The 13,236-nt window shown below is 72.4% G+C and carries 14 protein-coding genes; 2 read left to right on the top strand and 12 right to left on the bottom strand.

Features of this window, described 5'->3' with window-relative positions; translation table 11 throughout:
* Positions 1-15: 15 nt before the first annotated feature.
* From ACZ69Q_RS16725 to ACZ69Q_RS16695, 7 genes are all read right to left on the bottom strand, one after another.
* On the bottom strand, positions 16-1,578 hold the full coding sequence (locus ACZ69Q_RS16725) for an FAD-dependent oxidoreductase (RefSeq protein WP_471042095.1): 1,563 nt from the start codon (positions 1,576-1,578) through the stop codon (positions 16-18).
* 15 nt (positions 1,579-1,593) lie between these two features.
* Positions 1,594-1,887: a putative quinol monooxygenase gene (locus tag ACZ69Q_RS16720; RefSeq protein WP_471042093.1), complete on the bottom strand. Its 294-nt coding sequence runs from the start codon at positions 1,885-1,887 to the stop codon at positions 1,594-1,596.
* On the bottom strand, positions 1,884-2,576 hold the full coding sequence (locus ACZ69Q_RS16715; protein ID WP_471042091.1) for a histidine phosphatase family protein: 693 nt from the start codon (positions 2,574-2,576) through the stop codon (positions 1,884-1,886). Before ACZ69Q_RS16715 ends, ACZ69Q_RS16720 begins: the two co-directional genes overlap by 4 nt.
* Positions 2,577-2,579: 3 nt before the next feature.
* Positions 2,580-2,840 (bottom strand): phosphopantetheine-binding protein, encoded by a 261-nt coding sequence (locus ACZ69Q_RS16710; RefSeq protein ID WP_471042089.1) that lies wholly within the window; start codon positions 2,838-2,840, stop codon positions 2,580-2,582.
* 68 nt (positions 2,841-2,908) lie between these two features.
* Positions 2,909-3,910: a beta-ketoacyl-ACP synthase III gene (locus ACZ69Q_RS16705; RefSeq protein WP_471042088.1), complete on the bottom strand. Its 1,002-nt coding sequence runs from the start codon at positions 3,908-3,910 to the stop codon at positions 2,909-2,911.
* Positions 3,907-4,920 carry an AvrD family protein gene (locus tag ACZ69Q_RS16700; protein WP_471042087.1) on the bottom strand — a complete coding sequence of 338 codons (1,014 nt, stop codon included), beginning with the start codon at positions 4,918-4,920 and terminating at the stop codon, positions 3,907-3,909. Before ACZ69Q_RS16700 ends, ACZ69Q_RS16705 begins: the two co-directional genes overlap by 4 nt.
* A complete protein-coding gene (locus ACZ69Q_RS16695; RefSeq protein ID WP_471042633.1) occupies positions 4,917-5,408 on the bottom strand; it encodes a hotdog fold thioesterase in 492 nt (163 codons plus the stop codon). Before ACZ69Q_RS16695 ends, ACZ69Q_RS16700 begins: the two co-directional genes overlap by 4 nt.
* A gap of 238 nt (positions 5,409-5,646) precedes the next feature.
* Between ACZ69Q_RS16695 and ACZ69Q_RS16690 the strand changes: the two genes are divergently transcribed.
* Complete coding sequence (locus ACZ69Q_RS16690) at positions 5,647-6,624, top strand: aldo/keto reductase (RefSeq protein ID WP_471042086.1); 978 nt, start codon at positions 5,647-5,649, stop codon at positions 6,622-6,624.
* Between the two features lie 173 nt (positions 6,625-6,797).
* On the opposite strand, the gene ACZ69Q_RS16685 is transcribed toward ACZ69Q_RS16690, so the two are convergent.
* Complete coding sequence (locus ACZ69Q_RS16685; protein WP_471042084.1) at positions 6,798-7,484, bottom strand: helix-turn-helix transcriptional regulator; 687 nt, start codon at positions 7,482-7,484, stop codon at positions 6,798-6,800.
* 238 nt (positions 7,485-7,722) lie between these two features.
* Complete coding sequence (locus ACZ69Q_RS16680; RefSeq protein WP_471042082.1) at positions 7,723-8,523, bottom strand: helix-turn-helix transcriptional regulator; 801 nt, start codon at positions 8,521-8,523, stop codon at positions 7,723-7,725.
* Between the two features lie 185 nt (positions 8,524-8,708).
* Here ACZ69Q_RS16680 and ACZ69Q_RS16675 point away from each other — a divergent pair, with 185 nt between their 5' ends.
* Complete coding sequence (locus ACZ69Q_RS16675; RefSeq protein ID WP_471042081.1) at positions 8,709-9,968, top strand: beta-ketoacyl-[acyl-carrier-protein] synthase family protein; 1,260 nt, start codon at positions 8,709-8,711, stop codon at positions 9,966-9,968.
* Between the two features lie 187 nt (positions 9,969-10,155).
* Here the strand turns inward: ACZ69Q_RS16675 and ACZ69Q_RS16670 are convergent, their stop codons facing one another.
* Genes ACZ69Q_RS16670 through ACZ69Q_RS16660 form a run of 3 tightly spaced genes read right to left on the bottom strand, consistent with a single transcriptional unit; the run spans position 10,156 to position 13,156 of the window.
* Positions 10,156-11,451 (bottom strand): cytochrome P450, encoded by a 1,296-nt coding sequence (locus tag ACZ69Q_RS16670; RefSeq protein ID WP_471042079.1) that lies wholly within the window; start codon positions 11,449-11,451, stop codon positions 10,156-10,158.
* Positions 11,448-12,338, bottom strand: a complete 891-nt coding sequence (locus ACZ69Q_RS16665) for a menaquinone biosynthetic enzyme MqnA/MqnD family protein (RefSeq protein WP_471042078.1) — start codon at positions 12,336-12,338, stop codon at positions 11,448-11,450. The genes ACZ69Q_RS16670 and ACZ69Q_RS16665 overlap by 4 nt, the downstream gene beginning before the upstream one ends.
* Positions 12,339-12,382: 44 nt before the next feature.
* On the bottom strand, positions 12,383-13,156 hold the full coding sequence (locus ACZ69Q_RS16660; RefSeq protein WP_471042077.1) for a methyltransferase domain-containing protein: 774 nt from the start codon (positions 13,154-13,156) through the stop codon (positions 12,383-12,385).
* Between the last annotated feature and the right edge of the window lie 80 nt (positions 13,157-13,236).

The raw sequence follows: 13,236 nt of genomic DNA, 5'->3' as shown, positions 1-13,236 counted from the left end.
GGGTGGGGCGAAGGGTCATGCGGGTACGGCGGTGAGGGCCGCCGGTGCCGTGTCGCGCACATGGCGGGCGAGGGCCCGGGTGACCGTGTGCGCGCAGGCTTCTGGGGAGCGGGCGTCCAGCGGGACGAGGACGTCCAGGTGGCCGTCCGGACGGACGACCAACGCATGGGCCTCGCGCGGGAGTTTGCCGAGCAGCGGGCCGGGCGGCCGCCCGCCGAGATCGGCGAGCGCGGCGCCGGACACCTTGGCGCGCAGCGCGTCGACGACCTCCATCCAGTGCTCGTGGCGGTACTGGAGCCCCGGCCACAGCAGGACCGTGAAGCGGTCCACGGCGAGCACGGGCTCGGTGCTGGACTCGCGCCAGCCCAGCGGCAGCCGCTCCCCCGGCACCAGGGCGCGCCGCCTCGGCCGGGGCCCGTAGTGGGTGTCGATCTGGGCGAGCCGGGGCGCGAGAACCCTCTCCAGGGTCTGGGTCGCGGTGCCCAGCCGGTAGACGGCGTCGCGGGCCAGGGTTTGGTGCCGGGTGGAGTACAGCCCGATCCGGGCGAGCCGGGTGGACAGCGCGGCCACCTCGTCGACGGCCGGCCGGCGCTCGGTGTCGTAGCTGTCCAGCAGTTCGGGGCGGTAGTCGCCGCGCACCACGCCGGCCAGCTTCCAGCCCAGGTTGACCGCGTCCTGGATGCCGGTGTTCAGGCCCTGCGCGCCGGACGGGCTCATGGCGTGCGCGGAGTCGCCGACGAGGAAGACCCGGTCGGCGCCGTAGGTGCTCGCGGAGCGCACGTGCGCGGTGAAGACGCCGCTGAACCGCATCTCGCCGAGCCGCCGCGCGCCGGGGACGCGTTCGGCGAGCAGCCGCTCGAAGAAGGCCCGGTCGGGGGTGTCGCCGGTGTAGTCGTCGGGCACGCTCGCGCCGACCCGGAAGACCCCGTCGCCGAGCGGCGCCAGCACCATGTTGCCGGTGCGGGTCAGGTAGTACGCCGCCTCGCTGCTGGTCGTCTCGCCGAGGATCTCGGCGTCGGTGATGGCCAGCCGGGTCTTCAGGGTGCGGCCGGCGAACCGGAAGCCGAACGCCTCGCGCACGACGCTGTTGTAGCCGTCGGCGCCCACCACGTAGTCGTAGGCCCGGGTCTCCTCGGTGCCGTCGGGCAGGCGGAGCCGGCAGTTGACCGCGTGCGGGTGCCGGGTGCCGGCGAGGAACGTGGTGTCGTAGTCGATGCCCCCGCCGAGCGCCGTCAGGTGCTCTTCGAGGATCGCCTCGGTGCGCCACTGCGGGATGGTGATGGCGAAGGGATAGCCGACGCCGCGCAGCCTGTCGAAGCGGACCAGGCCGATCATTTTCTTGTTCGAGTAGTAGTTCATCTGGTCGAAGTAGTGACCGCCTTCGACCAGTTTCCGGCCCACGCCCACCCGGTCCAGCAGTTCCAGGATGCGCGGCCACAGGATGGTGGCCCGCGAGTGCGGGCTCTGCCTGCGGAGCTTGGAGATGACGTCGGCCCGCACCCCGTGGCGCAGCAGCTCGGCGGCGAGCACCATCCCCACGGGACCGGCCCCGACGACGAGGACGCGCGGTCGCTGCATGTCGCTCATCACGGCTCAGGCGTCGAGCGCGCGCAGGCGGTGGACGTACGGCGGGCGGACGAACGCGCCCTCGGTACGGGCCAGGAACTCGGCGACGTACGGCTCCTTCATGTGCAGGTCGATGGCGTCCTGGTCGGCCCAGTCCTCCACCAGCACGACGACGTCCGCGTGCTCCGCGGACCGGAAGGCGTCGAAGCGCAGCGCGCCCTCCTCCTGCCGGGTCGCCTCGCACAGGTCACGGAACGCGGCTGTGACCGAGTCCATGCGGTCCGGTACGACGTCGAAGAGAACGGTGATCTCGATGCTCATGTGCGGGTCACTTCCTTGGCGGTGAGGTCGTCGAGGTCGACGAAGGTCACGGGTGCGGAGGGCCGGTCGGTGCCGGCGCACTCCCGCGGATCGGCGTTCCACCGGCGCAGCGCGATCCGGGCGCGCCCCTGCGCGTTCCACTCGGCGTCCAGGCAGAGCGCGCGGCAGGTGCCGACCATCGGCCGGGGCTCGTCGTCGCGGGCGGTGACGAGCGCCGTGGCCAGCAGGTTCAGCACTCCGCCGTGCGCCACCACGAGGACCCGTTCAGCGGTCCGCTCCGCGGCGAGCACGCCGTGCAGCGCCGTACAGAAGCGGGCCCGCGCGCCGTGGCCGCTCTCGCCGCCCGGCGGGGCGTATCCGGGGTCGGTCAGCAGCCTGCGCATGGTCTGTGGATCGCTGCGGGCGAACTCGGCGCGCGGCAGCCCGTCGAGGCCGCCGAGATGGCGTTCGCGCAGGGCCTCGACGCGGTGGTGGGGCACGTCGAGCCGGCCCGCGGCATACGCGGCCGTCTGGGCCGCGCGGGCCAGCGGCGAGGAGTAGACCGCCGACCAGCCGCCGGCCGGCAGCGAGCGCGCGGCCCGCTGGGCCTGCCGCACCCCGTCGTCGTTGAGCGGGATGTCGGCCTGGCCCTGGAAGCGGTCGGCCGCGTTGCGGTCGGTCTCTCCGTGCCGGAGCAGGACGACGCGCACGGGTCAGACGCCGCTGCCGGCGGGCGCCGGGGCGCGCAGGGCCTCCACGGCGCGAGCGGCCTCGTCGACGGACTGCTCGGCGGTCAGCACACCCTCGGCGATGGAGACGCCGAGCCGCTTCTCCAGCAGCAGCGACATCTCCAGCAGGGCCAGGGAGTCGACCGCCAGGTCCTCGAAGACGGTGCTCTGGGCGACGTCCTCCTGCGGTATGTCGAACTTGCCGGTGAGGATCTCGATGATCATCGTGGACACGGAACCGGTCATGGGTCACCTCGAAAACGTGGTCGGTGCAAGGGGAGCCGGACAGGCCGCGACGCTGCGGCCCGCCGGGTTCAGCCGATCGGGAGGTCGGGCCAGACGAGGGTGGCCGAGCCCCAGGTGGCGCCGCCGCCGAAGGCGGTCAGCAGCACCCGGTCGCCCGCGCTGAGGGTGCCGTCGGCCAGGCCGTCGGCGAGGGCGAGCGGGATGGAGGCGGCGGAGGTGTTGCCGACGCGCTCGATGTTGAGCAGCGCGCGCTCCGGCGGCAGCCCGAGCTGTTCGGCGACGGCGTGGATGATGCGGGTGTTGGCCTGGTGGCCGACGAGCCGGTCGACGTCGGCGACCTCCCAGTCGGTGCGGGCCAGCACGGTGCGCGAGGACTCCGCCATCCGGCGCACGGCGGCGAAGAACACGGACTTGCCGTCCATGCGGAAGTACCGGTCCTCCGGGCGCGCAGCCCCGCCGCGGGACCGTTCCTCGGACCCGCCGCCGCGCACCGTGATCAGGTCCGCCATCGAGCCGTCGCTGCCCAGGTGGACGTCGAGCACGGCACCCGGCTCGGCGCGCTCCCCGGCCCGCAGCAGCACCGCACCCGCTCCGTCACCGAAGATCACGGACGTGGTGCGGTCCTGCGGGTCCAGGATGGTGCTGAACGACTCGGCGCCGATGACCAGCACCGACTCGGCGAACCCGGCGGTCACGGCGGCGGCGCCGGACTGGAGGCCGTAGAGGAAACCGGAACACACGGCCGCCACGTCGTACGCCGGTACGTCGGTCAGCCCTAGTCGGGCGGCCACGGCCGGAGCCGTCGCCGGGCACGGGCGGTCCGGGGTGGTGGTGGCGACGATCACCAGGTCGGCGCCGTCCGCTCCGGCGTTCTTCAGCGCCCGCCGTCCGGCCTCGACGGCCAGGTCACCGGTGCTGGTGCCCGGGTCGACGACATGGCGCCGGGAGATCCCGGTCCGGGTGCGGATCCAGTCGTCGGAGGTGTCCAGCCGCCGGGACAACTCGTCGTTGGTCACCACGCGCGGGGGCACGAAGCCGCCGACGCCGGCGAGCACGGCCGCTCGGGTCATGCCGCCACGTTCCCTTCCGGGAGCCGGTGGGCGACCGCCGAGCGCACCTGGAGCCCGGCGAGTTCGGCCACCACGTCGAGCGTGCGCCAGGTGCCGCCGCCCATGTGCAGCAGTCCGGGCTCCTCCAGCCTGGTCGTCACCGGAATCGCCGTCGTGGGGCGGTCGGGGCGGGAGGCGGTCAGCGTGGTCTGCCGCATCCACAGGGTGTTGCTGTCCTGGCGGCGCATGCCGTCGAGGTCGTAGAGCATGATCTGGGCGAGCTGGAGGGCCGTGACGAAGGCGTCGATCATCGACACGGACGGCTGGTGCGCCCCTTCCAGACCGGCGGCGGGTACCGTCGCGCCGTCCTCGTGGACGACGCTCAGCGCGGCGTCCGCACGCAGGGCCCGCCGGTCCACCGCCACCTCGCGGACCAACTGGCGACGGGTGGTGAAGCCGGTGCCGAAATAGCGGTCCGCCGCCGGGCCGAGGAGGGCGTCGAGGCCGGAGTAGGTGCGATCGACCCGCGCCGTCCCCGTCGGTACGGCGTGGACGACCTCGCAGCGCATCCGCATGCTGCCGACCGAGCAGTCGACCAGGGACACGGCGCGCCCGGGTTCCCCGGCGAGGGGGTCGGTGCGGCGCAACGTGGCCTGGGCCGGCAGTTGTTCGAGGTCCTCCTGCGGGCTGCTGCCGGCCGTCATCCGCACCTTGCGCAGCCAGGCGTCGCGCAGGTCCGCGACCGCTCCGGTGAGGCACGCCTCGGCGAGCTGGGCGGCGACGACCAGACCGTCGACGGTGCTGAAGTGGGGCCGCAGATCGGTGCCGGCGGCCTTCTTCGACCAGTCGGCCGGATAGCTGACACCCACCGAGGAGGCGGCCCGCACGGTCCCGTCGGCGGCGCGGGTGAGGCGCAGTTCGCCGATGTCGTAGCCGACCCGGCGGAAGCCGCGGCCGAAGAAGCGCTGCTCCGCCGGGCCGAGGTGATCGTCGACGGACGCCACCACGGTCCGTTCTGAAGTCGGGGTCATCGGTGCTCCGTTCGTGAGGGTTGGTCCCCTGCCGGCCTCGCGGCGGACGCCGGGCGAGCGCCCGGTCGGCGACCGCCGCCGCGCCGGATGGCGCAGGTCAGCCGTGCCGTGCAGGTCCGGTTGCCGGAGTCATCGGTGATGACGATCTCGTAGCTGGCCATGGCCTGCCGTTCGCCCAGGGGCCGGCACACCCCGGTCACGGTTCCCGAGGAGACCCAGCGGTGATGGGTGCAGGACAGGTCGACGCCCACCGCGTTGCCACCGGGGCCGGCGTGCAGGAACGCGGCGAGGGAACCCAGCGTCTCGGCGAACACGGCGTTCGCGCCGCCGTGCAGAATTCCCACCGGCTGGCGATTGCCGGAGACGGGCATGGTGCCCACCACAAGTCCCGGTTCACAGGTGATGATTTCAATGCCCATGCGTCGGGTGAGTTGTTCGCCTTCGTATGCGCCGTCGACCCGCATCGGGCCCAGCATCATGTTCGGCATCACGGTCTCCGTCTGTTTCCGGGGCCCGCACCGGCGGGCCGATTCGAGTCAAACATCGCGGTGCCGCCGACAACAGCCTCATGGCCTCTTGCTGCCAAGTCGCTGGCGCTTTTACCGAATCCGGGAAGTCTTGTTCTCGCCAAGTAACCCGACGGAAATCTCGGAATGCTTCGGTGCGCTCGCCCAACTGTGCTTGGGTGACCACGGAGTTGTGAAACAGGAAAGGAGCGCGGTCTCAGTGCAGCGCGTTTCGCTCGGCGGCCTCGATGTATCAGGCATCGGCCTGGGCGCCATGTCGATGTCCGACTACTACACGGGAGCGGGCAGCGACGAGGAGGAAGCCGTCCGCACGATCCGCCGGGCGCTTGATCTCGGTGTCGACCTCATCGACACCGCCGAGATCTACGGCCCGTTCGTCAACGAGGAACTGGTCGGGCGGGCGGTCGCCGGACGACGCGACGAGGTGGTGATCGCCACCAAGTTCGGACTGGTCTCGCACGACGGCGCCGGCCCCAACGTGATCGACAGCTCACCGGCCAATGTGCGCAAGGCGGTCGAGGGCTCGCTCAGGCGGCTGGGGACCGACCACATCGACCTCTACTACCAGCACCGCGTCGACCCGGACACGCCGATCGAGGACACCATGGGCGCGCTGGCCGAGCTCGTGCGCGAGGGCAAGGTCCGCCACGTCGGGCTGTCGGAGGCCGGCCCCGAGACCATCCGGCGCGCGCACGCCGTGCACCCGGTCACGGCGCTGCAGGTGGAGTACTCCCTGTGGTCCCGCGAGCCCGCCGAGACGCTGCTGCCGCTCCTGCGCGACCTGGGGATCGGGCTCGTCGCCTACTCGCCGCTCGGCCGGGGGTTCCTCACCGGCGCGATCCGCTCGACCGGGCAGTTCGCCCCGGACGACTTCCGGCTGACCACACCCCGGTTCGCCGAGGGCAACTTCGAGCGGAACCTGCGGATCGTCGACGAGGTGGAGTCGGTCGCCGAGGCCGTCGGGGCCACTCCCGCGCAGGTCGCGCTGGCCTGGCTGCTGGCCCAGGGCGACGACATCGTCCCCATCCCCGGCACCCGGCGCGTGACCCGCGTCGAGGAGAACGCCGCAGCGGCCGAAGTCCCTCTCCCGCCTGCGGAACTGGCCCGCCTGGACGCCCTCACCCCGCCGGCGGGCGAACGCTACGCCGAGCAGGATCTGGCCCGTACGGGGTTGTAGGACGGGTGCGGTGGGGCGGGCGCCGATTCGGGTCCGGCGCCCGCGTCGACCGGAGCCGACGCAGGCTTCGAGCCCGTGACGCCGGCTTCAGGCGCCCGCCTGCCGCCGTCGCCCAACCGCCCCGGATCGGCCCGCCGGCCACCCGGCCGAGCCTCCGCCCGACCGAAGTCCCGTCAGATCCACTGACGTCGAGCCGCTTCCGCGCCCGCCTGGAAGCGGCTCTGGGCGCCCATTCTGGACATCATGCCCGCTATGGTCCGGCGGACCGTGCGGACGGACAGGCCGGTTCGTCGGGAGATGCCCTCGTCGGTCAGCCCCTGGGCGAGCAGCGCCAGCGCCTCCCGCTCCCGCTCGTCCAGCCCGATGGCCTCGGCCGCACCGGCACGGCTTTCCGCCGGCGCGCCGCTCGCCCACACCTGGTCGAAGAGGGCCTGGTGGCCCGCCACCAGGGACCGTCCGCGCAGCAGCGTGGCCGGGGAGTCGCCGCGCCCCGGGTCCGACGGCACGATCGCCAGGTCCCGGTCGGCCACGGCCATCCAGATCGGCAGGTGCGGCAGCGCCCGCACCTGCGCGCCGGACGCGGCGATCCGCCGCAGGTCCTCGGCCTGGGCGGGATCGCGGGCGACATCCGCCAGATGCAGGACGCGCACCTGCGCCCCGCGGCGCACGAGTTCGGAGCTGAGCAGTGCCGCCCGCTCCCGAACCCGGCGGTCGTAGGGGCGACGGGGGAGCGCGAGCCGCAACTCCCGCACCGTACGCAGCCGCAGGGCGTCCAGCAGAGCCGCAACGGACTCGGAGCCGGTCAGTGGTTGAAGCGTCGTCCGGGTGGTGTCGGATCTGACGAGCGTCTGACTTTCCATGTCACCATTCCGCAGCAAAAAAGATACTCGGACCTGGCACGGACCCCCCGTGCGCCACAGACGCAATCCCCAGTGAGAGGTAAAACACCCCGACTGCCCGCCCGGCAGAAAAAGCCGGACGGATCACAGGTTGCGCCTGATCGAGGTTGCAAGGGGCGTCAAGGCTTGTCAAGCGGCAAAAACTTGCCGGTTCGCAGCCGTCTCTTTCTGTGTAGAGTTGACCGCGGGGCGGGCGCCGCTACGCCGGCATCAGAGCCACGAAGCGGGCGCCTGGACGGTAAGCGGGGAGGAGGACCTGGGCGGTGACAACCAACTCGGTCTTTGCAATATGGGGGAGTGCCAGGCGGAATTTCCCGCCCTGCCGGAACGCGATGATGCGTGGCCCGGCGTTCCAGAGTTCTCGGCACACGGGTTCGTGTTGCACGCTCGTCAGTAAACCGTTGAGCGTCGGATCGTCCGGACTACGGAAAAGCGCGAACCTCAACTGCGCAAGATACAGGGCGGCCTGTTTACGCCATTCCACTATCTGTTCACGCGATTCCGGATTCTGCAGAACCCAGCGCATCAGATTGGCTTCCGGCTCACGGACCCAGGGAAACCACCGGGCCATGAGCGCGTTGTAGGCGATGACGTTCCATGCGTGGTCGATGAGGTAGGCGGGAAACGTTGTCTGCGCGTCGACCAGTTCCCTGAGCCGGCCGAACCTGCCGCCGTCCTCCGCCGACTGCTTCTCGTCCGACACCTCGGTCAGCCGGTACCAGTACAAAGCCGTACGTTCGTCCGGGCCGAGGACCAGTGCCTCCGCGAGCAGCGTCAAGGTGTCCAGCGTGAGCGGGACCTGAGCGCCGCTCTCCAGCGCCCGGTACCAGCGCTCGCTGACTCCCATCCGCTGGGCGACCTCCTTCTGCGGCAGCGCCTTGCCGCGCCCGAGCTTCAGTCCCGCTTCGGAGCGCCAGGCGCGCAGCAGATGCGGAAGGTCGGCGAATTCGAGCTGGAATTCCGGTGGTTCGGGTATGTCTGAATCGCGCGACTCCGTCATGTCTCCCCCGTTCGTTCAGGTCCTCGAACGATCAAACACTAGCCGGAGGCGCCATCGACCCCTTCAGACGTGAGCATGCCTCAAGTCGCGTCCGCCGCGTGGACGGTTTGTCAGTCCATCGGAAGAACTGGCAGTAGTCGCAGGAGAATGAAGGGAAAGCGTTTACCATGGGCAATGTCAGGTACATGTCGAGGCGAGTCGTGGTCACCGGACTCGGCGCGATCACCCCGCTCGGCGTCGGCAACTCCTCCCTGTGGGAAGGGCTGCTCGCCGGCCGCTCGGGCATCCGGCCGCTTACGGGGCCCGAGTTCGCGGACCTTCCGGTACGCATAGCCGGGACCGTCCCCGTCGACCCCGCCGGGCTGCTGCCCAAGCCGCAGGCGCGGCGCATGAACCGGGCGGCCCTGTTAGCCGTCACGGCGGCCCGGGAAGCGTGGCGGGACGCCGGATTCGCGGCGAGCGGCACCCGGGACAGCGGCCTGGACCCGGAGCGGGTCGGCGTGTGCGTCGGCACGATCATCGGCGGCGCCGGCGTCCTCGTGGAGGGCTACCGCAAGCTGCGCGCCCGGGGCGCCCGGGCGGTGCCGCCGCTCACCGCGCCCATGACCGTGCCCTCCCAGGCGGCGTCCCAGATATCGCTCGACCTGTGCATCACCGGGGAGGCCCGCACCGTGGTCAGCGCCTGTGCCTCGGGTACCGAAGCCATTGGCCAGGCCATCGACCGCATCCGGTACGGCCATGTCGACGTCGTGCTCGCCGGCGGGGCGGAGGCCGCCGTGACGCCCGAGGTCATGGCCGCGTTCTCCGCGATGCGCGCGCTGTCCGCCCGCAACGACGACCCCGAGGCCGCGTCCCGGCCTTTCGCCAAGGACAGGCAGGGCTTCGTGAACAGCGAGGGGGCCGGGCTGCTGGTGCTGGAGTCGGAGGAGCACGCGCTGGCCCGCGGCGCCCGCATCTACTGCGAGGCCGCCGGCTGGGGTCTGTCGGCCGACGCGCACCACATGGCCGCCCCCGACCCCACGGGCAAGGGGATAGCGGCCGCACTGCGCCGCGCGCTCGCCGACGCCGGGGCCGGCACCGGCGACGTGATGCACATCAACGCGCACGCCACGGCGACCGTCGAGGGCGATCTCGCGGAGGCGGCCGCCCTGAGCACCGTCTTCGGCGACGCGGACGGCACCGTCCCCGTGCCGGTCACCGCCCTCAAGGGGAGCCTCGGGCACCTTCAGGGCGGCGCGGGCGGTGTGGAGGCGGTGGCCACGGCGCTGACCCTGCACCGCGGGATCATCCCGCCGACCCTGGGCTGCGACGACCTCGACGACGCGATCCCGCTCGACGTGGTCACCAACTTCGCCCGCACCCTGCCCGGCCGCGGCGACCTGGCCCTGAGCAACTCCTTCGGTTTCGGCGGCCACAACGCGGTCCTGGCATTGCGGCGCCGGTGAAGCCGCCTCGCGGCTCGCGCCACCTGCGTCCGGGGCCGCCTGGATCCCGGGCCACCTGCATCCCGCGCCGCTCCAGCGTCGCGGTCAGCGCCAGTGCGGTCACCGTGCCGGCCGGCCCTTCCCCGTGCCCGGTCCGCCCGGCCCCGTGCCCTGTCGGTCCGTCCCCGTCCCCTGCCGGTCCGGTCGCTCATGGTGTGCCGGCGTCCCAGGGTGTGGTGCGGTCGAGGATCGTGCGGGTGTGCAGGGGGAGGGACGCCGGGCCGCGCAGGACGACATGCGGGCGGTAGTGCGGGGCGCCCTCGGCGAGTTGCGGTGCGACGACGCGTTGGGCGAAGCGGATGAAGGCCAGTTCGGCCTCCAGCCTGCCCAGCGGGGCGCCGAGGCAGTAGTGCGTGCCGAGGCCGAAGGACAGGTGCCGGGCGCTGTCGGAGCGCGCGGTGTCGAAGCGGTGGGGGCAGGCGAAGGCCGAGGCGTCGCGGTTCGCGCCCGCCAGCAGCAGCACCATGGTGGCGCCGCGTGGCACGCGGGTGCCGCGTACGTCCATGTCCTCGCGGGCGTGCCGGTGGACGAGCTGGAGCGGGGGCTGGAGCCGCAGCAGCTCCTCGACCACGACGGGCGCCGTGGCCGCCGGATCGTCGCGCAGCGCGGCCAGCGTCTCCGGCTGGTCGAGCAGGGCCAGAAGTCCGTTGGCGATGAGGCTGACCGTCGTCTCGTGCCCGGCGTTCAGCAGCAGCCGGCAGGTCGTGACGATCTCCTCGTGCGCGAGCGGTTCGCCGTCGATGTCGGCCGCCAGCAGGTCCGAGACGAAGTCGTCGCGAGGCTCGGCCCGCCGCTCGGCGGCCAACCGGCCGAAGAGCGCGGTGAGTTCGGCCTCCGCCTCCCGGCGCCGGTCCAGGCCCGGCGCCGGGATTCCGAGGAACGCCAGGTAGGGGTCGACCGCCTGGCCGAGCAGGGAGGAGCGCGTGCGGTACCACTCCCGCTCACCGGTGTCGATGCCCAGCACCCGGCAGATGACGGTCACCGGCAGCGGGGACGCGAGGTCCGTGACGCCGTCCAGGTGTCCCCGGGCCGCCGCCTCGTCCAGCAGGTCGTCGATCAGCTCCCTGATCATCGGCTCCAGCGCCCGCACGGCCCGGGGGGTGAAGCGGGGGGCGGCGAGGCGCCGCAGCACGCCGTGCCGCGGCGGGTCCATGAACAGGAAGGACGGCAGCTCCGCCGGACGCGGCGCCCCCTCGTCGGTCGGGTCGGTCGCCCCGTGAATCAGGGCATGACGCCGGTCGTTGCTGGCGCGGGGGTCGCGCAGCACGGCGTCGCACGCCTCGTGGGAGGCGAAGACCACCACCGGGCGACCCGGCACCCACACGGGTTCCGCCGCGAGGATCTCCTCGTACAGGGGATACGGATCGGGCCGCGACGCGGGTTCGAGGATCCGCGGCAGCAGCGCCGCCGCGTGCCGCACGGGAGTTGCGGACTCGTCGCTCACCGTGCCCCCTCGAAGCGGTGCAGGGCCCAGTCCCCGGGGACCAGCCCGCGGTCGGCGGCGAGGCCGGCGAAGCGGCGCACGGCGCGCTCGCCGTCCGCCGTGAGGTCGTAGCGCAGGGTCTCGTAGTACGACAGCAACTGCGCCTCGGTGAAGCCCGACCCGGCGGACGCCTCGGCGGCGACCTGCGGCAGATGCTCAAGCCCGTGGTCGCGGGCGGCCAGCAGCGCCCGGTGCACCCGCGCGACCGTCCCCGGCCGGCGCTCGGCGTACTCCCGCCGGACCGCCCACACGGCGAACACCATCGGCAGCCCGGTCCACTCGGTCCACAACTGCCCGGTGTCGTGCACGAGCGCGGTGCCGAAGCCGGGCACGCCGTCGAAGTGCACCCGCAGGGCCGGGTCACCGATGACGACCGCCGCGTCCGCCCGGCGCAGCAGGGCCACCGGGTCGGGCGGTCCGGTGAAGTAACGCGGCGTCAGTCCCAGACGCTCCTCCAGCAGGATCCGGGCCAGCAGCACCGTCGTCCGGCTGGTGGACGTCAGGCCCACGCGCGGGGCGGGGGAGTCGTGCAGCGGAGCCCGGCTGACGATGTGGCACGACATGACGGGACCGTCGGCCGCGATGGCCGGTCCTGGAAGCAGCAGCAGTTCGTCGGTGTGCCGCAGGTACTCGGCGAGGCTGATCGGGCCCAGGTCGAGGTCGCCCGCGACCAGGTGGTCACCGGCCGCTTCGGCGGACAGCGACCGCAGATCCAGGCCGGGCAGCAGGCCCTGCCTGCGCAGGCCCCACAGGATCGGACGGCAGTCGAGGAAGGACAGCAGACCGACGCGGGGCGGCCGTTCGGCGAGGGTGCCCGCGCGGGTGGCGGTGGCCTTGGTGGACGCCATGGGTGGCATGGGCGGCACCCCTGTTTGCGGCATGGACGGCACCCCTATTTGTGGCCCCAGGACTGCACCAGGGCGGGTGCCAGGTCCCAGAACGAGTCGTCGCGCAACAGGCCGTTGAACTCGTCCAGTTCGTACGGCGTCACATAGCCGCCCGCGATGAGCTGCTCGCGCGACATGTCCACGGTCAGCCGCCAGAAGTCGGCGAGCCGGGAGCCGCCGCGCAGGTTCTGGGTGATGGTGTGCGCGCCGACGTCGCGGTAGCCGTAGTCGACGAACGACCCGGGCTGGCTGCGGGCCCACCAGCTATCCGTGCCCAGCGTCCCGCAGATGAGGCTGCTCCAGCGCTGCATCACCTTGCGGTACGTCGGATGCGGCGCGCTGTCGATGGGGAACCAGCAGAACGACTCGATCAGCACGAACCCGCCCGGCCGCAACCAGCTCAGCATCCGCCGCATGACGTCGTCGCGCTGCGGGAGATGGCTGAGCACCAGCCGGGCGTGGATGACGTCGAAGGAGCCGTCCGGGAAGGGGTCGGTGGTGACGTCGTGCACCAGTTTGCGCAGCCGCGGCTCCGGTACGCGGTCGAGCAGCCGCAGATCCAGGTCGGTGGCGATCACCTCGCCGTCCGGGACCTGCCCGCACAGCCACTGTGCGACGGACCCGGAACCCGCGCCCACCTCCAGACAGCGGGCGTCACGGGCCACGCCGAGCGCGTCGAGGGTGCGGGTGCACAGCGGGTCGAACACCTCGGCGAGCAGACCGAGGCGTATCTCCTCGTCCTGGTCGAGAGCGAAAAGCGTCTCGCCGTACTTCTCCATCTGGGCCCTCCGGAGAGCGTCGGATTCCTCGGAACTCGGGGAAGCCAAACACGCGACCAGCGGGTGTACCCCGTGCTGCG

Source organism: Streptomyces sp. NPDC036764 (assembly GCF_055609385.1).
Note: the sequence above shows the minus strand (reverse complement) of the source record. Positions and strands in the feature narration are given on the sequence as shown.

Coding starts and splice junctions, on each gene's coding strand:
- ACZ69Q_RS16725 (WP_471042095.1), bottom strand. CDS start 1,578: ATGCAGCGACCGCGCGTCCTCGTCGTCGGGGCCGGTCCCGTGGGGATG.
- ACZ69Q_RS16660 (WP_471042077.1), bottom strand. CDS start 13,156: ATGGAGAAGTACGGCGAGACGCTTTTCGCTCTCGACCAGGACGAGGAG.
- ACZ69Q_RS16710 (WP_471042089.1), bottom strand. CDS start 2,840: ATGACCGGTTCCGTGTCCACGATGATCATCGAGATCCTCACCGGCAAG.
- ACZ69Q_RS16695 (WP_471042633.1), bottom strand. CDS start 5,408: ATGCCGAACATGATGCTGGGCCCGATGCGGGTCGACGGCGCATACGAA.
- ACZ69Q_RS16720 (WP_471042093.1), bottom strand. CDS start 1,887: ATGAGCATCGAGATCACCGTTCTCTTCGACGTCGTACCGGACCGCATG.
- ACZ69Q_RS16705 (WP_471042088.1), bottom strand. CDS start 3,910: ATGACCCGAGCGGCCGTGCTCGCCGGCGTCGGCGGCTTCGTGCCCCCG.
- ACZ69Q_RS16665 (WP_471042078.1), bottom strand. CDS start 12,338: ATGGCGTCCACCAAGGCCACCGCCACCCGCGCGGGCACCCTCGCCGAA.
- ACZ69Q_RS16685 (WP_471042084.1), bottom strand. CDS start 7,484: ATGGAAAGTCAGACGCTCGTCAGATCCGACACCACCCGGACGACGCTT.
- ACZ69Q_RS16700 (WP_471042087.1), bottom strand. CDS start 4,920: ATGACCCCGACTTCAGAACGGACCGTGGTGGCGTCCGTCGACGATCAC.
- ACZ69Q_RS16675 (WP_471042081.1), top strand. CDS start 8,709: ATGTCGAGGCGAGTCGTGGTCACCGGACTCGGCGCGATCACCCCGCTC.
- ACZ69Q_RS16680 (WP_471042082.1), bottom strand. CDS start 8,523: ATGACGGAGTCGCGCGATTCAGACATACCCGAACCACCGGAATTCCAG.